The organism is Hallerella succinigenes (genome assembly GCF_002797675.1).
Classification (GTDB): Bacteria; Fibrobacterota; Fibrobacteria; order Fibrobacterales; family Fibrobacteraceae; genus Hallerella; species Hallerella succinigenes.
The window spans coordinates 697,062-715,436 of record NZ_PGEX01000001.1; the positions used below are offsets into that span (position 1 = coordinate 697,062).

The 18,375-nt window shown below is 46.8% G+C and carries 18 protein-coding genes and 1 pseudogene; 6 read left to right on the forward strand and 13 right to left on the reverse strand.

Annotation, left to right across the window (positions count from 1 at the left end; genetic code table 11):
- Positions 1-94 precede the first annotated feature (94 nt).
- On the forward strand, positions 95-865 hold the full coding sequence (locus tag BGX16_RS02985; RefSeq protein WP_100424730.1) for a KilA-N domain-containing protein: 771 nt from the start codon (positions 95-97) through the stop codon (positions 863-865).
- A 78-nt stretch (positions 866-943) separates the two neighbouring features.
- On the opposite strand, the gene BGX16_RS14465 is transcribed toward BGX16_RS02985, so the two are convergent.
- The 9 genes and pseudogenes from BGX16_RS14465 to BGX16_RS03025 all read right to left on the reverse strand — a co-directional run bounded on the left by BGX16_RS14465 (position 944) and on the right by BGX16_RS03025 (position 5,638).
- Positions 944-1,090, reverse strand: coding sequence for a hypothetical protein (locus tag BGX16_RS14465; protein WP_157797840.1), 147 nt, complete (start codon positions 1,088-1,090; stop codon positions 944-946).
- Between the two features lie 10 nt (positions 1,091-1,100).
- Positions 1,101-1,469: a hypothetical protein gene (locus BGX16_RS02990; RefSeq protein ID WP_100424731.1), complete on the reverse strand. Its 369-nt coding sequence runs from the start codon at positions 1,467-1,469 to the stop codon at positions 1,101-1,103.
- Positions 1,470-1,809: 340 nt separating this feature from the next.
- Positions 1,810-2,112: a hypothetical protein gene (locus BGX16_RS02995; protein ID WP_100424732.1), complete on the reverse strand. Its 303-nt coding sequence runs from the start codon at positions 2,110-2,112 to the stop codon at positions 1,810-1,812.
- Positions 2,099-2,488, reverse strand: coding sequence for a hypothetical protein (locus BGX16_RS03000; RefSeq protein WP_157797841.1), 390 nt, complete (start codon positions 2,486-2,488; stop codon positions 2,099-2,101). The genes BGX16_RS02995 and BGX16_RS03000 overlap by 14 nt, the downstream gene beginning before the upstream one ends.
- Positions 2,489-2,515: 27 nt before the next feature.
- A complete protein-coding gene (locus tag BGX16_RS15180) occupies positions 2,516-2,767 on the reverse strand; it encodes a UvrD-helicase domain-containing protein (protein ID WP_100424734.1) in 252 nt (83 codons plus the stop codon).
- A gap of 145 nt (positions 2,768-2,912) precedes the next feature.
- Positions 2,913-3,473 carry an ATPase gene (locus tag BGX16_RS03010; RefSeq protein WP_100424735.1) on the reverse strand — a complete coding sequence of 187 codons (561 nt, stop codon included), beginning with the start codon at positions 3,471-3,473 and terminating at the stop codon, positions 2,913-2,915.
- The gene (locus tag BGX16_RS03015; RefSeq protein WP_073156548.1) at positions 3,474-3,653 is read right to left on the reverse strand and encodes a hypothetical protein; all 180 of its coding nucleotides are present in this window, start codon (positions 3,651-3,653) and stop codon (positions 3,474-3,476) included.
- 163 nt (positions 3,654-3,816) lie between these two features.
- Positions 3,817-4,619: pseudogene (locus BGX16_RS15185) on the reverse strand (ATP-binding protein); the annotation flags it as partial.
- A 401-nt stretch (positions 4,620-5,020) separates the two neighbouring features.
- On the reverse strand, positions 5,021-5,638 hold the full coding sequence (locus tag BGX16_RS03025; protein ID WP_100424736.1) for a DUF2326 domain-containing protein: 618 nt from the start codon (positions 5,636-5,638) through the stop codon (positions 5,021-5,023).
- A 344-nt stretch (positions 5,639-5,982) separates the two neighbouring features.
- Here BGX16_RS03025 and BGX16_RS03035 point away from each other — a divergent pair, with 344 nt between their 5' ends.
- The 3 genes from BGX16_RS03035 to BGX16_RS03045 all read left to right on the forward strand — a co-directional run bounded on the left by BGX16_RS03035 (position 5,983) and on the right by BGX16_RS03045 (position 9,752).
- Positions 5,983-7,335 (forward strand): IS5 family transposase, encoded by a 1,353-nt coding sequence (locus BGX16_RS03035; RefSeq protein ID WP_198514844.1) that lies wholly within the window; start codon positions 5,983-5,985, stop codon positions 7,333-7,335.
- Positions 7,336-8,238: 903 nt separating this feature from the next.
- Entirely contained in the window at positions 8,239-8,727 is a 489-nt protein-coding gene (locus tag BGX16_RS03040) for a terminase gpP N-terminus-related DNA-binding protein (protein ID WP_095879140.1), read from the forward strand.
- Between the two features lie 20 nt (positions 8,728-8,747).
- Positions 8,748-9,752 (forward strand): IS3 family transposase, encoded by a 1,005-nt coding sequence (locus BGX16_RS03045; RefSeq protein ID WP_255404509.1) that lies wholly within the window; start codon positions 8,748-8,750, stop codon positions 9,750-9,752.
- Between the two features lie 10 nt (positions 9,753-9,762).
- Here BGX16_RS03045 and BGX16_RS15190 read toward each other — a convergent pair whose 3' ends face one another.
- The gene (locus BGX16_RS15190; protein WP_420866600.1) at positions 9,763-10,020 is read right to left on the reverse strand and encodes an ABC-three component system middle component 7; all 258 of its coding nucleotides are present in this window, start codon (positions 10,018-10,020) and stop codon (positions 9,763-9,765) included.
- Positions 10,021-10,575, reverse strand: coding sequence for an ABC-three component system protein (locus BGX16_RS03055; protein WP_100424738.1), 555 nt, complete (start codon positions 10,573-10,575; stop codon positions 10,021-10,023).
- 141 nt (positions 10,576-10,716) lie between these two features.
- Here BGX16_RS03055 and BGX16_RS03060 point away from each other — a divergent pair, with 141 nt between their 5' ends.
- Positions 10,717-11,928 carry an IS4 family transposase gene (locus BGX16_RS03060; protein ID WP_100424378.1) on the forward strand — a complete coding sequence of 404 codons (1,212 nt, stop codon included), beginning with the start codon at positions 10,717-10,719 and terminating at the stop codon, positions 11,926-11,928.
- 167 nt (positions 11,929-12,095) lie between these two features.
- Here the strand turns inward: BGX16_RS03060 and BGX16_RS03065 are convergent, their stop codons facing one another.
- Positions 12,096-13,106 carry a DNA adenine methylase gene (locus BGX16_RS03065; protein WP_100426730.1) on the reverse strand — a complete coding sequence of 337 codons (1,011 nt, stop codon included), beginning with the start codon at positions 13,104-13,106 and terminating at the stop codon, positions 12,096-12,098.
- Between the two features lie 499 nt (positions 13,107-13,605).
- On the opposite strand from BGX16_RS03065, the gene BGX16_RS14950 reads away from it, so the two are divergent.
- On the forward strand, positions 13,606-14,655 hold the full coding sequence (locus BGX16_RS14950; RefSeq protein ID WP_241899420.1) for a virulence RhuM family protein: 1,050 nt from the start codon (positions 13,606-13,608) through the stop codon (positions 14,653-14,655).
- Between the two features lie 244 nt (positions 14,656-14,899).
- Here the strand turns inward: BGX16_RS14950 and carB are convergent, their stop codons facing one another.
- Positions 14,900-18,118 carry a carbamoyl-phosphate synthase large subunit gene (carB, locus tag BGX16_RS03075; protein ID WP_100424739.1) on the reverse strand — a complete coding sequence of 1,073 codons (3,219 nt, stop codon included), beginning with the start codon at positions 18,116-18,118 and terminating at the stop codon, positions 14,900-14,902.
- Positions 18,119-18,375 lie beyond the last annotated feature (257 nt).

An 18,375-nucleotide genomic window follows, 5' to 3' on the forward strand; every position in this document is an offset into this window, starting at 1 on the left:
AACGGTGGCTCCGCATTTTCCGGAAGGGTGGCTCTCTAGCACCGGACTGGTGGCTCAAAGTACGCCGGAATAATCAGACACCGACATCAAAACAATGGTCGTCAACGGTGTCGATTATGTCAGCATTACTGACATTGCAAGGCGAAAGAACTCCTTTGAACCCAAAGATGTTGTCAAGAACTGGATGCGATCCAAGAACACCATCGAATATCTTGGGCTTTGGGAGATGTTAAACAACCCCAATTTCAAAGGGGTCGAATTCGACCCCTTTTTAAAAGAAGCTGGTAGCAATGCATTCACGATGAGCCCTTCTCGGTGGATTGAGCAAACCGGCGCAATTGGACTTATCTCCAAAAATGGCGTTAATGGAGGAACATTCGCTCAATATGATATCGCGGTAAAATTTGCTAGTTGGGTTTCCGTCGAGTTTGAATTATACCTGATTAAGGAATTCCAGCGTCTGAAGGCAACCGAACAAGCTAAATTGGGCTGGTCAGTACGCCGTGAGCTATCCAAAATCAACTACCATATCCATACGAACGCCATCAAGCAGAACTTGATTCCCGCAGCACTCACCAAACAGCAGATGAGTATTGTCTATGCGAATGAAGCGGATGTCTTAAATATGGCCTTGTTCGGGTTTACTGCAAAGGACTGGCGGGATGCGCACCCAGACTTGCAAGGAAATGTTCGTGACTATGCGACGGTAAACCAGCTGATTTGTCTTTCCAACATGGAATCTTTGAACTCAGTACTGATAAACGACGGAGTACCTCAATCAGAGCGTCTGCAAAAACTGAACCAGATCGCTATTTCGCAGATGACGGTGCTAGAGTCCGTTGGGGAAAACAGACTATTGAAATAGAAAAAAGAGAACTGCCGTTAAGCAGTCCTCTTTGAAAAGGGGGATTCCCGCCTTCGCGGGGATGACAAGCGCGACCTCTTACACTTCTTCAATAGAAGCATGGTACTCCAGCAGGCACTTCACTTCACCGTGACCCTTCTTCGCGGCGGCGATGCCCTTCACGGTGTTGTAGGCACCGGCAAGCGTCGTGATGTACGGAACCTTGTAGTTGACGCTTCTCCCCAAAGGGGATAACTCAACTAAGCCACTGAAGTGGCAAGTTTCGTATAGCGTCCGTGGCTTCGGTTCGGTCATACAAAAATGCGAGCATTTTTGTGCGACACTCACCTTGCACACTCTTGATGGCGGCCTTGCGGATGGCGCGTTCGTCCTTGATGACGTCGCGCTTTGCCCACGGCGTGTTGATGATGAGGTTCACCTGCTTGTTCAGGATGATGTCGAGAACGTTCGGGCGGCCTTCAGCAATCTTGTTCACCACTTCGCACTTGACGCCGGCCTTCTCGTAGAACTTGGCGGTGCCTTCGATAGCGTAAATCTTGAAGCCGAGCTTCTGGAAAACGCCGCAAGGTGTGAGTGTCGCGACAGACCGCTTGCGGGCAGGCATGACCGAACCGATGGCGTTTCTGGAAACGTGGAGGAATTCAGTTTTGCGAGATTATACGTTCTCTTATGGGCGTTCCCTTGCCTACGGCAAGGTCGGGCTATACTCGCTTCGCTCACCGAGCCTAAAGTCTCGGCCCATACGGGTCACTTATAGAACACTTGGGAGTTTACTCCCTTAGTGTTCTTATCCACCTTGTGGAATCCCTAACGCGAAAGTCGGTCAAAAAATTATAAGTGATTTGATTTTTATTCAAATTATTTTTAAATTATAGTCGCCTATTCGAAAGGTCTTTTTGACATTTTGAATCACTGCTCGATGTTGGTAGCATCGGGCTGTTTTTTTATTCCATTTCATCGTCAACCCACTGAACATCTTGTTCTATTTCAGTGAGTTTTTTTCCATCAAACACGGGTGCGGCAAGTAACTTTTTTGCACATTCCGCCATCGAATCAGCCTCTGCATGGAACAGTTTAGTTACCGGATCTGTTGCAAAGGAATGACATTCCAAAACACAGTGTCGTTTAGTATCGTCCGATTTCTCGATCCAACCTTGAATAAAGTAAATCACTCCTTTGTATTTTATCCAAAGTTCATCACCATAGTTCAGGTGGTCTAAAAATTCAACGAAACTACCATCTATCATATTTTGGAACTCCTACGAAAAATTTAGAATATTTATCGTAAATTTCTTTTGTGATTGGTTCGGCAGGCTCCCTGTTAGCAACATCGCCGTGATACCTGTGCACATGCAAAACTGGCGCCTTACTCGGTTCAATGTTCGGTTCTGTATGATACGCAATATCCATCACAGGCAGGTGGTCATCTCCATAAATACGCATCTCATGAAACGTTCCGTTTCTTCTTAATTTTATATACGCCTTACTTGAGAGAGACTCTTCGGGCAAAGCATGTTTTCCGTACATTCCTTCCAAAACTTTTACACCCTCAATTGTTCCGACTGTTTTATAAGTGAAATCTACGTTTCTTCCTGCAGCGAAAGTACCTCGTCCTCCCATCATTTCCTCCAAGAATTAACATAATCAATTTCATACAAATTTTTTCGAACGCATCTCAGGGAAAGGTGATCCGAAGCAAACGATTTGTCCAGGTTCAATTCGCTCTTGCATGGCTTCATATCCCCTTAGGAAGTTTCTGTCGTAAATCAGGTGACATACACGGTCCACAAGCGTCTTCGTCTTGCCTGCGCCAGGACCGGCAATCACCAACAGAGGAGATTCTGTTATATTAATAACTTTTAGCTGTTCCGGGTTACTTTTCGCCACGACCGCATGCTCCATATAAGAATGTGGAGTTCTGCTTGTCGTTCAAAAGTGCGTTCAGCCCACTATATAAAAAAGGCGTGAAGTCGAAAGTGCCTATCGATTCGAGGTTCCGCGAAGACCCGCCAATGAAAAGCACAATTTTAGTTTGACAAATCAGGAATTATTTCAACAAACTCCTAACCCATTCTGGAACATCGTTTGAAACGGCAATTGTTTTACCAGACTTTATTAATGCAACTCGCCTGAATCTTTTGGAATTGTCATAAAGTTCAACTTTGTCGCATAAAGAAATGATATCTTTTAACTTTTCTAAAGATTCCTTATATCGTCGTTCAATATCGGCTTCGGGGATTCCATGCCCGCCTGCGGCAACTCGCAGAAGAACGCGTTGCTTTGCAATTTCTACAGAATCCACATACACGAAATAAAGTTCAATTGTATAATCAAGGCTTTGTGCCTTTTTGATGTTTTGAATGGCACTTTTACCACAAAGAGTAGTTTCTTGGTTGAATGAGATCAAAGAAGTAAAATATGTCTTGATTTTCTGAATTGCAATTTTTCCTGCTGTTACGACATCAGCGGCATTTCTCCAATCTCCATTGTTTTGGCGAACAATCTCGTCAACATTTACTCTAGGAATGTCGAAAATATCCCTATTTGTTTGGTATAGGGTTGATTTCCCAGAACCGTTGGGACCTGCGAAAACAATGTATTTAGGCAATTAAAACCTCTTTGCGGCGATGACTTCTTCTTGCTTCTGCTGCAAAATTAAATCGCTTACCAACGCAAAGAAACGGGCTTCTTCTTCAGAACGAGCCTTTTCAAGAATGTCAGAAGTTTCGTCAAAATTCATCTTCTTGCATTCGTCGTACAGTTCTTGCAATTTTTCAATTTGACACATTTTAAAACTCCTTTGACAACAATATAGATATTTCTATCGCAAAAACAAATATATGTAAAAAGAGCCCCGCCTCCTATGAGACGGGACTCTTTTTAGTTTCTTGAACAACCAACCCTGACTTTCGTCAGGGAGACTGTTGCGAGGGACTCACGCCACCGAAGAATTAAACTTCTTCAATCGAAGCGTGGTACTCTTGCAGGCTCTTCACAGCATCGTGGCCGTTCCTTGCAGCGGCGATGCCCTTGACGGTGTTGTATGCACCAGCGAGCGTTGTGATGTAAGGCACCTTGTACTTGATGGCGTCGCGCTTTGCCCACGGCGCGTTGATGATCAGGTTCACCTGCTTGTTCAGGATGATGTCGAGGACGTTCGGGCGGCCTTCGGCAAAACTCTCCAAGCGAGAGTCGCGGGCAAGCTTGCTTGCGCATGACCGAGCGCAGAGAGTTTCTGTAATCTTGTTCACCACTTCGCACTTCACGCCGGCCTTCTCGTAGAACTTGGCGGTGCCTTCGGTAGCGTAAATCTTGAAGCCGAGCTTCTGGAACTCCTTGCCGATTTCGACGGCCTGTTCAGACAAGTTAACCTTGTCGGAGAGGCTAATCAGCACGGCACCTTCGTTCGGGAGGAAGGAACCTGCGCTTCCTGGCTCTTGTAGTAAGCGAGGGCGTAGTCGTCGGAGAGGCCGAGCACTTCACCCGTGGAGCGCATTTCGGGGCCGAGAACCGGGTCCACCTTCGGGAACTTGTCAAACGGGAACACAGCTTCCTTGGCGCCGTGGTGCTTGAACTTATTGTCCTTCAGCTTCAAATCTTCCAGCTTTTCACCCATCATGAGGCGGGTAGCGAGGCGGGCCATCTGGGTGTTACAGACCTTGGAGACCAGAGGCACGGTGCGGCTTGCACGGGGGTTGGCTTCGAGGACGAACACCTTGCCGTCTTCGATAGCGTACTGCATGTTCATGAGGCCGCAAAACCATACAAGGCGAGAGCAGCGAAAATGCTTGCATTTTCATTGCCGAGCCGTATGGGTTTCTGAAAACGTGGAGGGCTTCGGCAATCTTCCTGGTGTAATCCTTGATGGTGGCGAGGTTTTGACGCCTTTTCCCCAAAGGGGATAACTCAACTAAGCCACTAAAGTGGCTAGTTTCGTATAGGCGTCCGCGGCTGCGTTCGGTCATGCCGAAATGCGAGCATTTCGTCGCAACACTCACTTGCACGCTTTTCCTTGGTGATGGTCACCGGCGGGATAAAGCTTTCTCTTTTGGGCGTTCCCCGCGCTCCGCACGGGTCGGGCTATACTCGCTTCGCTCACCGAGCCTAAAGTCTCGGCCCATACGGGTCACTATCCCTAACGCAATCAGAAAAAAATCAAGATTTCTTTTTCATACTCTCTTTGGGAAACGATCGTCCAAATAGTTCTCCTCCACCGGATTCTAAAGATAAAACTTTTCTGTCATTAAGCACTTTTTGCGCTTCTTGTCCATATTTATCAACTTCATCAATAGAAATGAAGATTTGTTTCTCCTTAAAAGAATTATAAAGAGAAAAAATATTTTCAATTCTAGTACCTCTGATATTGCTTAGCCAAAATGAATCATGAACAATTGCAGGAAGTTTTGTAACTTTCAGCATAGCCAAATCAAACAGAATTTCTCCCGTATATTTTGTTCCTGTTCCATCGTCTAAATTCAGGTCAAGTGTTGCACGAGTTTGTGTGGGGAAATTAACGGTTAACATAGGATGATTTTGTCCAAATACATTTTTGCTAAAATCTTCCAACACCAAGTTCAATGAGTTCTGGATACTTTTCATTAGCGACTGTTCTAACGGCAGCAACTTTTTCTTTTGATTGTTGACATCCTCTAACAAGTCAGCATTTTTCTTTTGTAATTCTATTTTCTTTTGACATTCAGAAATTTCTACTTGAATTAATGAGTATTCTCTCAAAAAGGGAATTGTCAAATCCCCATAATCTTCAAAGTTCATTAATTCAGATTCTTTTTGCCTGATTTCACTTTTGACAAGTTCTAGTTCATTCCTTACTTGCTCAGAGAATTCTCAAAATCACTTTTTAAAGACTCCGTAAATTTTTCATGAAATTTTTCGATATCATCTAACAATTGAATATTTGCTGATGGGAAAAAATCTAACAAGGCTTTATATGGATTTTCTATTTCAGATCGCTTCAGTTTTTTGGGAATTGCAATATTACGTAGTCGTCCCTTAAAATCCCGCCCAGCCTGCATAACTATTAGGAAAAATTGATTTCTACCCTGTGAAAATATTGCAAGGTTTTCTAAAGTATGACTGAAAACCTTGCAATTTTTCCCATGTACAGACCGCCAAAATCCCACGCCCAGACAAGCCTTTTCTGCTCCCTTGAGGAACAGTTGAACCACAAGCATCCCCTTTACGTTCTTGCGAACAAGATTGACTGGAACAAGTTCGAGACCGAGTTTTCCAAATTGTTCGACGAAAAGATGGGTGCGCCAAACAAGCCGATCCGTCTCATGACCGGGCTCATCATCCTGAAGCACATCCGCAACGTATCGGACGAGTCCGTCGTGGAGCAGTTTCAGGAAAACGCCTATTACCAGTATTTTTGCGGAGAACGGTTCTTCTCGACGGAGCAGCCCTGCGACCCGAGCGAACTTGTCCACTTCCGGCACATGATTGGCGAAGCGGGCATGGACATGATCCTCAAGGAAAGTATCCGTGTCAATGCCGACCATGACAAAAAGGGACCGACAGGAAGCGGCACGGTCTTTCTCGACACGACCGTGCAGGAAAAGAACATCACGTTCCCTACAGACGCCAAACTTGCGAACAAGATAATAGAACAGGTACAGAGGATCGTGGAAGAACACGGCCTTCCGCAGAGACAGTCCTACAAGAGAACCTTGAAGAAGGTCCATCGTGACCAGCGTTTCCGCAATCACCCGAAAAACGCCAAGAAGGCTCACAAGGCGGATCGCAGGCTGAAGACAATCGCGGGACGGCTCGTCCGTGAATTAGAGCGAAATCTCGCCAGCAAGAACTTGTTGAACACGTACAAAGAAAAAATCGAGCTTTTCAAAAAAGTTTTGGAGCAGAAGAGGTGCGACAAGGACAAGGTCTATTCGCTTCACGAACCCGAAGTAAAATGCATCGGCAAGGGCAAGGAACACAAGAAATACGAGTTCGGCAACAAGGTGTCAATCGCCCGGAGCTACAGCGGCATCATTGTCGGCGCGGTCTCGTTCCGGGACGAGTATGACGGACATACGATAGACGATACGCTTGACCATGTTGAACAAATGCTTGGATTCAGGCCGAGCCGGGCCGCATGCGACCGAGGCTACCGCGGACAAAAGGAATCCGGAACGACAAAGATCGTGATACCGGACGTTCCGAAGAAAAACGCGACTTACTACCAGAAGGAAAAGGCTCACAAGCTTTTTTGCAAGAGGGCTGGCATCGAACCAATCAATGGTCACTTGAAGAGCGACCACCGCATGGGTCGCAACTTCTACAAGGGAATCTTTGGCGACATGCTCAATGCAAAGCTTGCAGCAGCGGCGTTCAACTTCAAGAGGGCCATGAGGCGTTTTTTTGTCCTGTTGGAATGGCTGTACGGTTTTTGCCTTCTGTGGAACGGAATGAACAAAAAATGCGAACGCTCTTGTCCTGCACTCGTGAATTGACTTTTTAAGGGACGACTACGTAATTTCATTTCCATACAAGATCTACTTGAACGTAATTTTTTCAATTCCATTTTTAGTTGGATAACCCGTTCCGTATTTTCCTTGCTAAGATTGGCTATTCTTTGTGATTTATTTTCAACAAGTAACTTTTCCTTTGAACGAAGTTCTTCTATACGGCTTTGCAACTTCTCAATAGATTCCGTTTCTTGAAGTTCTTGTAGTTCTATATTCTTTCGTTTGGCATTTGCCAATAGATTAACTTTCGCAGTATAAGAGTCAACTTTTTTCACAATTTCTCTTATAGACGAAAAGTCATCAAATAACTGCTGAAAATTTCTAATTTGATCTTTTTGGGATTCTCCTTTGTGCCCTGATAGAAAATCTCCAGCATCCAGTAAAGACTTATTGAATATCCTAAAATACGGGGAAATAATAGCTCTGATACTTTTAGATATCGTTTGCAAACTATATTTTTCCGCCAACCACATTTTAAATTCTTCAAGCGGTATACTTTCTAAACAATTTCTTTTGTCATCACATCTATAAAGTTCATCGATTTTCTCTGTAGACCTACAAAAAGTGTAATCTTTTTCGAAAGAAAATGTGAAAAATATTTTGTGAGGTCCCAAAGCTTTTGCAGCATCCACGGAACGATAGCAGTCTCCACCAAAACAAAAATCTACAATCAATAAAAAAGTTGTTTTCCCAATAGAATTCTCTTCACCATTCTTTTTTTCGCCAATAACAACATTAAGTCCATTCTTCAGTTGAATGGGCTTGCGAACCATTCCATATTCTTTAAATTCTTCACAAAAAATTTCCTTTAGCATAGCTCAATCCCCCCTTCCTCAGGTCAAAATGTCCGCTTTCATCTCCTAAATCCGGGGCGGAAAGGGGACTTTTATGTCCAGAAAAACTACCGATACAACACTCAGGGATTCATTTCTTGAGCGAATAAAGAAGCCGGGATGCCCGTCTGTCAAGACCATCGCCGAAGAAATGAACCTGCCAAAAGCTACATTGTACTCATGGATTGCTGCGGAACGGCAACGCAAACGTCAGGGAGTCTCCATGAGCAAGAAATCGGCAAAAAGATCCGCACTCACCAAGTTCAGCCTCGTCGCAAAATCTGAGGGCATGACACCAGAGGAACTCGAAAAGTTCTGTGCCGAAAACGGGGTTTCTTTTGCGGAACTCCAGTCCTGGAGAGACCTTTCTCTTTCCGCAATGGAGAACTCTGGTGACGGAAACGTGATGTCCGTAAAACAGCATGAGGATGAAGTTGCCAAGCTCAAGGCGGAACTTGCACGCAAGGAAAAAGCACTTGCCGAAGCAGCCGCACTCCTGATTCTTCAAAAAAAAACTTCGGCAATATTGGGACCGGAAAAGTAGAAGAGGAAAAGAAACGGAAAATCCTTGCGGCCATCGAGGAGGCTATCCAAAATGGCGCAAGGCTTTCCAAGGCGTGCGATGTAATCGGTCTTTGCGAACGTCGTTACAGGCGCTGGCGAAGGAATGTTGCGGACAACCGAGGTGGCTATCGTGAAAACAATTCACAACGGCTTTCCCTGGAAGAAACAGCCTCGATTATCGAAAACTTTACGAGGGAAGAATACCGTAACCTCCCGTTGAATATCGCCCATGCAAAGCTTATGGATCAAGGAATCTACATTGCTTCGCCGTCGACTTGCGAACGCGTTATGAAAGCTTATTATCAAGGCATAGGCAGAGTCGCCGACCGCAATATTGTGCGGCGTAAACGGCCTGAATATTCAGCGAAAGGACCGAACCAGGTCTGGTGTTGGGACATTACCTGGCTCCATTCCGAAGTGACCGGGAAGTACTATTACCTCTACTTGATTATCGACATGTATTCGAGGTACATCGTCGGATGGAGTCTGCATACAAAAGAAGATGGAAAACTGGCGGAGATGCTCTTTGCGGAGACTCTACAAAAATATTGCCCCGGCGAAAACGTATCTCTGTTGGTCCATGCGGACAACGGGAAACCCATGCGCAGCAAGGATCTTAAATCTTTGTTTGAAAAGCTGCACGTGATGTCAAGCCATAGCCGGCCGCATACGAGTAACGACAACGCCTTTGCCGAGAGCATTTTTGCTACGATGAAAAGTCGTGTGGTATATCCGGAATACTTCATGACTATCGAGGACGCAGAACGATTTGTCGTGGAATTTGTGGACTGGTACAACAACGAACATCTGCACTCCGGACTGGATTTGCTGCCGCCGTGCGCCGTTCATTTTGGCTACCACCAGGAGATTCTCGACCGCAGAAATGCGTTGCTGGAAAGGTCCAGGGAACTGCATCCTGAACGCTTTGGGGGAAGGAGAAAGTTCTACAAAATTGATGAAACCGTCAGCCTAAAACATCGAATCCACTTGCAAAAAGCAGTATGACATACTAACTTTAAACTAAACTAACCGAGCGGACATATTGCCTGAAAATTGCCGCAATCTCTCCTGTCACCTTATTTAGCTTTACTTTTGACAACGCAAATAAACAATCTACCGTTTGAATAAATTCGGTTATATTTTCAAAATCTTTCTTGCAAGATTCAAATAGTTCCTTAGGCTTGAATGACTCGCTCTTTAACATTGTTAGAATTAAAGGAAATTTGGAAATTAAAGAATTTTCATATCGTGTTATTTTATTCGGTAATTGCATTTAAAGAACCTCACATTTTCGGATAAAGATCGAGATTATTATTTCACATGCTTCCGAATCCGCATTGGCATCTTTTGAAAGCCAATCAACCATTTCATGAAAAACGACAGGCTTATCCCTATCTGCAATTTTCAAATAGTGCTTATGTATCCTCTCTTGAATTGCGGTATATACAACATCTTGTTCTTTTTGCCTTTCAACAAAGATATCATTTACAAAACCGTAATATTCACAAACATTGTCTCGCACCTTGCGAAACAACAAATTAAATTCGTCAGGATTTATCTTCTCTTTGATTTTCTTGACATTTAATTGATGATCTGTTCTAATTAGTTGCGCATCTGCCTTGCTCAAACTATCTACAACTCTTGAAATTCTTGAATAAATGTCATCTTCATCTACAATCTGACTATTTTCTTTGCCTTTTATCTTCTTTCGAATTTGCTTTTTATCTCTACAAAGCCGAATAATATTTTCTAACTCATGCGCATAGATAACCGCGATGTTACTTGAATCAATTTGATCGGAATTAAATGTGTCTCCATATTTTTCCATTTCTTCTATAAGAAATTTTTTATTATTAGTGTCCGGTAAAAAATATAGCCAAAAATAAAAATGGCAGGCTCCTCAGACGAAGAACCTGCCCGTTTTGTTTTTACCTTGTAATTACCACAAAACAAAGGGAAACAAAACGCTATGGCCAAAAGTACATTTTTTACCGGACAGCCGGTCTTCGCGCAACTCTGCAAGTATCTCGACAGGGACGAAATCCTCAGAATCAGCACGGAATCCGGCGGAGAACGCTACAGAAAGTCCTTTGACGCATGGACTCACCTGCTTTCGATGCTCTATGCGGTCGTGATGCGGTTCGATTCCCTGCGGGAGATAGAGGCGTCTGCGCTGACATTCGTGAGCAGAATGCCGCACCTGCAGATGAGCTGCGTGCCCAAGCGGAGTACGCTGGGGGACGCCAACGCGAAGAGAAGCGAGTCCATCTTCGGGGACACCTATTTCAGCCTGCTAAGAGCGCACAGAAGCCGACTTTTACCGGACAGCCGCCTCAACGGGCTGCCCGGATGGCTGGGACGGCTCAAAATCATCGATTCCACAACGGTGACGCTGTTCTCCAACCTGGTTTTCAGGGGTGTCGGCAGGGACCCGAAAATTGGAAAGAAGAAAGGCGGCATAAAGGTCCATACAGTCATCAGCGCGAACGAGGGGGTTCCCGGCGACATCAAGTTTACTTCCGCGGCCACCCACGACAGCTTCATGCTCAAGCCATGCGACTTTGACGACGGCGACGTGCTCGCCATGGACCGCGCCTACATCGACTATGAAAAGCTGGAGGATCTGACGCAGCATGGCGTTACCTACGTGACCAAGATGAAAAGAAACCTGACCTACGAGACGGTCTCGGAGAGCGTCCTGCTCGACGATGGCAGGTACCGGAACAGGTCGGTCAGGGACGTCGTGTTCCACAAGGGCGCTACAACGCATAGGGCCCGGATTATCTCGTACACCGAGACCAAGACTTCGAGGAGAGGGAGCAAGGAGCAGGAGGTCCAGCTGCTGACAAACAGCCACGATCTCGGCGTGGATGAAGTTATCGCCATCTATCAAAGGCGCTGGCAGATCGAATCGCTTTTCAAGCAACTTAAGCAGAACTTTCCCCTGCGCTACTTCTCTGGGGTGAGCGAGAACGCCATCAAGACCCAGATCTGGGTAACCCTCATCGCGAACCTTCTCCTGACCCTTGTGCAGCGCAGCCTTGAACGGCGCTGGAGCTTTTCCGGACTTGCGACAATGATGCGAATAATCCTGATGCTCTACATTGACATGTTTGACTTTTTTGAACATCCCACAAGGGACTGGGAACGCATGCTGCAGCATCCACCTTGCCCATCGTAGCGTCCAAATTTCTAGGGAGGGGGCTTGCAACGGCAAAGTCAAAGTCTAGACCGCGTAAATTCTGGGGTCTAGACGTTTTGAAAATTTTCTCCGGACACTAATATAAGTTTTTATTTCCTTGATAAGTTTACGTTTGTCGCCTACATAAAAAAGCGGTGAACGGCAAGTCATTTTACCTCCGTCACAAACAGAAGTTCTTTGTGGTCTTTGAATTCAGTCTTACCCGCATTAAAAAATTGATGAGCATGTTCAAATACCTTCGTTTTTCCTACAGAATCCAAAATTTCTTGTATTTCTTCCAACCGAATTTTATTTTCCGATGATGAACTTTTAGAATTATACGTGTTGTTATAAGAAACAACGATATATTTTGTCTTCAAATTTTTTACTAAATCCTGCATAGCATCTCTTGCACGAGCAGAGCAATACTCACTCATATTTTCAAGAGGAGGTTTCATTGCAGCTCCAACTAATTTCGGTTTATTCCACTTAACCAAAGTTTCATACACATGATAAAAACGAGAATACTGACGAGAATTATAAGGCGGATCAATGTACACAAGATCCGCATCGATTTTTCGAGCAAGGAGATTCGCATCTCCCATATGAATAATTACCTTTTTATTGCTTTCATATTTTATTGGTTTAAGAATAAAAGCGCGATGCGGTATTGGCTTATGGATATACGCTTCGTAGTGTCCCAGGGTATTTGCAATTTTATCCATTCCATAGATGAGACTGGCTAAAAGAATGTTGTATTCTTTTGTGGATAGTTCGTCTTTTCGTTGCTCGATATCTTCGCGAACAAATCCAATCTTCTTCGCTTCTAATTCGTTAAAATATTTCCCACCAAAATTGACAGAGAAATAATTAGGTTTCAGCTCTAAGGAATCAAGTGAATTATATTCATCAAAAAGACGGAGAAGTTTTTTGCCATTGACTCGTCCCTTCCCCCAAAATGCATTATAAATGACATTATTTGAATAAAGGAGATCATTAACAACAACTTTCTCATATTGTTTAATAGCTTCGTTTGCTACGACACCCGTTCCTGCAAACATGTCACAAAATGATTTTACACCTGCCGTTTCATTCCGAATCGTATCAAAAATCCACGGAATCAACTTAGCCTTACTTCCGATATACCGTCTACTCTGTATCTCTGTTCTTTCGTCCATAGGTCGCCTTATCATCGACTCTATGGCCCGACATTTGTTTTTTCAAAAAAGAAAAAGGCGTGGTGTCGTAGGCTTACTGTTGCGGTGGTAACGACCAAGAAACCATAACACTCAATAAGCACAAACGACCCACGCCCCATACGGGACGTGAGCGTTCGTCTTATTCCTGAGTGTTGAAAATTTTGGTCGTTTTTCCGCAACAAGAATAAGAGCCGAAAACTCTAAAACCGGTCCCCAACGCCAAATGGCAAAGGGCTATGTCAATGTAAAATATAGATTATTCCGCTGACAAAAGGTGCCGCCATCCACGAGACAAGAAAAATGCGCAAAAACGCCACATTTGAGAGTGAAATGCTGATTTTGACTAGTGACGGGGATCGATTTTCTAAAAAAACGAAAACATATCAATTGTCATAATATGACATTTCTAGAATGTATATTTGTGCAAGAGTGGACAAAAGACCCACATTTTCAAGCTTGTTTGCGGGCAGGAACAAAAATGAATAAAAATGAGGCATTGCCCGTTGCGGGCAAAGACGAAATTGTCGTGTATCAGCCGGAGGGCGGCGAATTTCACATCGAAGTCCGGGTTGAAAACGAAACTGTGTGGCTAACGCAGGCGCAAATCGCAGACTTGTTCGGAACCAAAAGACCGGCAATCACTAAGCATCTCAAAAACATTTACGCATCCCAGGAACTTGACGAAAAGACCACATGTTCCGTTTTGGAACATATGGGTAAAGATGCGGACCAAGTTTACGAAACCAAGTATTACAATCTTGACGCAATTCTTTCTGTGGGCTACAGAGTGAATAGCAAAAACGCGACATACTTCCGTCGTTGGGCGAACCAAGTGTTGAAAGAATACATGCTCAAGGGTTACTGCATTAACCAGAGGATGTTAGGTAACGGAGTAAATCCGACAAATTTGCCTCAGCAGCAACAAATGATTGAAAACGTAGATTCAAGGCTCACGTCCGTCGAACAGCGTGTAGATTTCTTTGTCAATACGGTACACAATGTGCAAAACCAGCGGATTGAACAACTTTCTAGCGACATTCAGAAAATCAAGAAAAACTTCATCGATCCTTCGACTTACAAGCATTTCTTGATTCTTGATGGACAGAAACTGGATGCCGATGTTGCTTTCTCCAAGATTTACGGAATGGCGAAGAAGTCCATTATCATCATTGATAACTATGTAGGTGTAAAAACGCTTGACTTGCTGCGAGATATCGCAAAGAACGTGGGGGTGCAGATTTTCAGCGAGCAATGGGGCGACAAAAGAATTACTCCGGCAATAATGGCTGACTTTAAGATGGCTCGACCTGACGTTCCTTTGTTGGTTGACCGCCCGAACCGCAAGTTCCACGACCGTTACGTATTTCTGGATTATGGCTCCCGTAACGAAAAGTTGTTCCTTTGCGGGGCGTCAAGCAAGGATGCAGGCAACAAAATTACGACCATCATGCAAATTGAATGTCCAGAAATGTACCACCCGATAGTGGATGAGTTGAGGAAGTCGCAAAAGATTCGGGAGGGAAAATAAAGCCGGGCGTTACGGCCTTTGGACACTTAGCACTTTAGTGCTTAGGTGTACATGGCCACCTTTAGGTGGTTAGGCGTATGAGCACCCGCTAGAAGGGGTGGAGAGCAACGAAGTGCGAACCAGGGGAAGACTTTCCCCTCCATATACAAAAAGGACTGCATTTCTGCAGTCCTTTGAATGTTTTGACACGCTGGTCGGAAATTGCCGTGGCTCCTTGCGGAGCCTCGCAATGACATGTTAGGTCTTACACCTCTTCAATGCTTGCGTGATACTCCTGCAGGCTCTTCACAGCGCCATGTCCGTTACGGGCGGCGGCGATGCCCTTGACGGTGTTGTAGGCACCGGCGAGGGTCGTGATGTAAGGAACCTTGTACTTGATGGCGGCCTTGCGGATGGCGCTTTCGTCCTTGATGGCGTCGCGCTTTGCCCACGGCGTGTTGATGATGAGGTTCACCTGCTTGTTCAGAATGATGTCGAGGACGTTCGGGCGGCCTTCAGCAATCTTGTTCACCACTTCGCACTTGACGCCGGCCTTCTCGTAGAACTTGGCGGTACCTTCGGTTGCGTAGATCTTGAAGCCCAGTTCCTGGAAACGCTGGCCCACTTCGATAGCCTGGTCGCAGAGGTTAGTCTTGTCAGACAAACTAATCAGCACGGCACCTTCGTTCGGGAGGAAGGAACCTGCGGCTTCCTGGCTCTTGTAGTAAGCGAGGGCGTAGTCGTCGGAGAGGCCGAGGACTTCGCCGGTGGAGCGCATTTCGGGGCCGAGAACCGGGTCAACCTTGGGGAACTTGTCGAACGGGAACACAGCTTCCTTAGCGCCGTGGTGGTTGAACTTCTTGTCCTTGAGCTTCAGGTCAGAGAGCTTTTCGCCGAGCATCAGGCGGGTCGCGAGGCGGGCCATCTGGGTGTTGCAAACCTTGGAGACCAGAGGCACCGTGCGGCTTGCGCGCGGGTTCGCTTCGAGGACGAACACCTTGCCGTCTTCGATAGCGTACTGCATGTTCATGAGGCCGCACACGTGGAGAGCTTCGGCAATCTTCCTGGTGTAATCCTTGATGGTCGCGAGGTTTTCCTTGGTGATGGTCACCGGCGGGATAATGCAGGCGGAGTCACCGGAGTGGACGCCGGCAAGTTCAACGTGTTCCATCACGGACGGGATGTAAACGTGTTCGCCGTCGCTCAAAGCGTCGGCTTCGCATTCCAAAGCGTTGTGGAGGAAGCGGTCGATGAGGAGCGGGCGATCCGGGGTCACGCCGACAGCCTTCGCCACGTATTCGCGGAGCATGTTTTCGTCGTAGATGACTTCCATGCCGCGGCCGCCAAGCACGAAGCTCGGGCGGATCATCACCGGGTAGCCGCCGATCTGCTTGACACAGGCGAGGGCTTCGTCGATGTTCGTGGCCATGCCGCTTTCCGGCATCGGGATGCCGAGCTGGTCCATCATCTTGCGGAACAGGTCGCGGTCTTCGGCGATGTCGATGGAGTCGATGCTCGTACCGAGAATCTTGACGCCTTCGTCGGAGAGTGCGCGGGCGATGTTCAGCGGGGTCTGGCCACCGAACTGCACGATCACGCCAGCCGGCTTTTCCTTGTGGTAAATCTGGAGAACGTCTTCGAGGCTGACCGGTTCGAAGTAAAGCTTGTCGGAAGTATCGTAGTCGGTAGAAACCGTTTCGGGGTTGCAGTTCACCATGATGGTTTCGTAACCCATTTCGCGGAGAGCCATTGCAGCGTGGCAGCAGCAATAGTCGAATTCGATGCCCTGGCCGATTCTGTTCGGGCCACCGCCCAAGATCATGATCTTCTTCGGGTTAGTGGAAGCGGTAGATTCGTCCTTGCAGTTGTAGGTGCTGTAGTAGTAGTACTGGTCCTTCACGCCGCTTACCGGCACGGCGCACCAGCCTTCGACCACGCCGAGTTCGGTGCGCTTCTTGCGCACGTCCTTTTCGCGGATGCCGAGGATCTTGGCAATATACTTGTCGCTGAAGCCGTCCTTCTTGGCCTTGATGAGGAGTTCATCGGCAGGCAGGCGGCCCGGAGTCTTGAGCATTTCTTCTTCGAGTTCCACGAGTTCGCGCATCTGCTGCACGAAGTAGGCCTTTTCGTAGGTGGCGGCGAAGATTTCTTCGTCGGTAGCACCCTTACGGATGGCTTCGTACATCTGGAAGTGACGTTCGGAGCTCGGGGTCTTGAGCATTTCGAGGAGTTCTTCCTTGCTCTTCTTGTTGAAGTCCTTCGCAAAGCCGAGGCCGGAGCGACCGTTTTCGAGACCGCGGATAGCCTTCTGGAGGGTTTCCTTGTAGGTCTTGCCGATAGCCATGACTTCGCCCACAGCCTTCATCTGGGTGCCGAGGCAGTCATCAACGCCGCGGAACTTTTCGAATGCCCAGCGGGCGAACTTGAGCACCACGTAGTCACCGCTCGGGGTGTACTTTTCGAGGCTTCCATCGCGCCAGTACGGAATCTGGTCGAGGGTGAGGCCTGCAGCGAGCTTTGCAGAAATGAGGGCGATCGGGAAGCCGGTAGCCTTGGAAGCAAGGGCGGAAGAGCGAGAGGTACGCGGGTTGATTTCGATAATCACCACGCGGCCGGTCTTCGGGTCGTGAGCGAACTGCACGTTGGTACCGCCAATCACGCCGATGGATTCCACAATCTTGAAGGCCTTTTCCTTCAGTTCTTCTTCGAGTTTCTTGTCGATGGTGAGGAACGGGGCTGCGCAGAAGGAGTCGCCGGTATGCACGCCCACCGGGTCGATGTTTTCGATGAAGCAGATGGCGATCATCTGGTTCTTGGAATCGCGCACGACTTCGACTTCGAGTTCTTCCCAACCGAGGATAGATTCTTCGATGAGGCACTGGTGCGTCATGGAGAGTTCGAGGCCGTTACCGCAAATGGTGCGGAGTTCTTCCACATTGTAGCAGAAACCGCCGCCTGCACCGCCCATGGTGTAAGCCGGGCGAACCACCACCGGATAGCCGATTTCGGCCACGATCTTTTCGGCTTCTTCTACAGAGTGGCAAATGCCGGAGCGCGGGGTGTCGATGCCGAGCTTCTGCATGGTTTCCTTGAAGATTTCACGGTCTTCGCCGCGTTCGATAGCGTCGAGGTTCACACCGATGACCTTCACGCCGTACTTGTCCAACACGCCTGCCTTGCTAAGTGCAGAGGCGAGGTTCAGGCCTGTCTGACCGCCCAAGTTCGGGAGGAGTGCCTGCGGGCGTTCCTTTTCGATAATCTGGGTGAGGCGGGCGACGTTCAGCGGTTCGATGTAGGTGGCATCGGCCATGACCGGGTCGGTCATGATGGTTGCCGGGTTAGAGTTCACCAGCACGATCTTGTATCCCTGTTCCCGCAGGGCCTTGCAAGCCTGAGTGCCAGAGTAGTCGAATTCGCAAGCCTGGCCAATGACAATAGGGCCAGAGCCGATGATAAGGACTTTGTCGATGCCTTCAATCTTCATATTTCTTGTCTCCATTAGTTAAAATCCTGCACGCAAAAAAAATGTCGAACCCAAAGGCCCGACATTCAAAAAACAACAATCAAAGGTTTTGCAAATGGAAGAAATAGAAACGACCGCGGTGGAATGTTTGCCACCGGTGAACTTGCGCATGGTATTCGTCATCGCGTTCATTTACTTCTCATTTTCGCAAAAGCTTAAACTTGGCACAATATAGACAAAAATGTGGGAATTTTAAATGGTAAAAACCCAATCTTTAC

What these genes read in the sequence shown, in the direction of transcription:
- BGX16_RS03000 (WP_157797841.1), bottom strand. Translation starts at nt 2,488, where the DNA reads ATGATGGGAGGACGAGGTACTTTCGCTGCAGGAAGAAACGTAGATTTC.
- BGX16_RS15180 (WP_100424734.1), bottom strand. Translation starts at nt 2,767, where the DNA reads ATGGAGCATGCGGTCGTGGCGAAAAGTAACCCGGAACAGCTAAAAGTT.
- BGX16_RS03065 (WP_100426730.1), bottom strand. Translation starts at nt 13,106, where the DNA reads ATGGACGAAAGAACAGAGATACAGAGTAGACGGTATATCGGAAGTAAG.
- BGX16_RS03060 (WP_100424378.1), top strand. Translation starts at nt 10,717, where the DNA reads ATGGCCAAAAGTACATTTTTTACCGGACAGCCGGTCTTCGCGCAACTC.
- BGX16_RS02990 (WP_100424731.1), bottom strand. Translation starts at nt 1,469, where the DNA reads ATGCCTGCCCGCAAGCGGTCTGTCGCGACACTCACACCTTGCGGCGTT.
- BGX16_RS02995 (WP_100424732.1), bottom strand. Translation starts at nt 2,112, where the DNA reads ATGATAGATGGTAGTTTCGTTGAATTTTTAGACCACCTGAACTATGGT.
- BGX16_RS03040 (WP_095879140.1), top strand. Translation starts at nt 8,239, where the DNA reads ATGTCCAGAAAAACTACCGATACAACACTCAGGGATTCATTTCTTGAG.
- BGX16_RS03035 (WP_198514844.1), top strand. Translation starts at nt 5,983, where the DNA reads ATGTACAGACCGCCAAAATCCCACGCCCAGACAAGCCTTTTCTGCTCC.
- BGX16_RS14950 (WP_241899420.1), top strand. Translation starts at nt 13,606, where the DNA reads ATGAATAAAAATGAGGCATTGCCCGTTGCGGGCAAAGACGAAATTGTC.
- carB (WP_100424739.1), bottom strand. Translation starts at nt 18,118, where the DNA reads ATGAAGATTGAAGGCATCGACAAAGTCCTTATCATCGGCTCTGGCCCT.
- BGX16_RS03025 (WP_100424736.1), bottom strand. Translation starts at nt 5,638, where the DNA reads ATGAACTTTGAAGATTATGGGGATTTGACAATTCCCTTTTTGAGAGAA.
- BGX16_RS03055 (WP_100424738.1), bottom strand. Translation starts at nt 10,575, where the DNA reads ATGGAAAAATATGGAGACACATTTAATTCCGATCAAATTGATTCAAGT.
- BGX16_RS03015 (WP_073156548.1), bottom strand. Translation starts at nt 3,653, where the DNA reads ATGTGTCAAATTGAAAAATTGCAAGAACTGTACGACGAATGCAAGAAG.
- BGX16_RS02985 (WP_100424730.1), top strand. Translation starts at nt 95, where the DNA reads ATGGTCGTCAACGGTGTCGATTATGTCAGCATTACTGACATTGCAAGG.
- BGX16_RS15190 (WP_420866600.1), bottom strand. Translation starts at nt 10,020, where the DNA reads ATGCAATTACCGAATAAAATAACACGATATGAAAATTCTTTAATTTCC.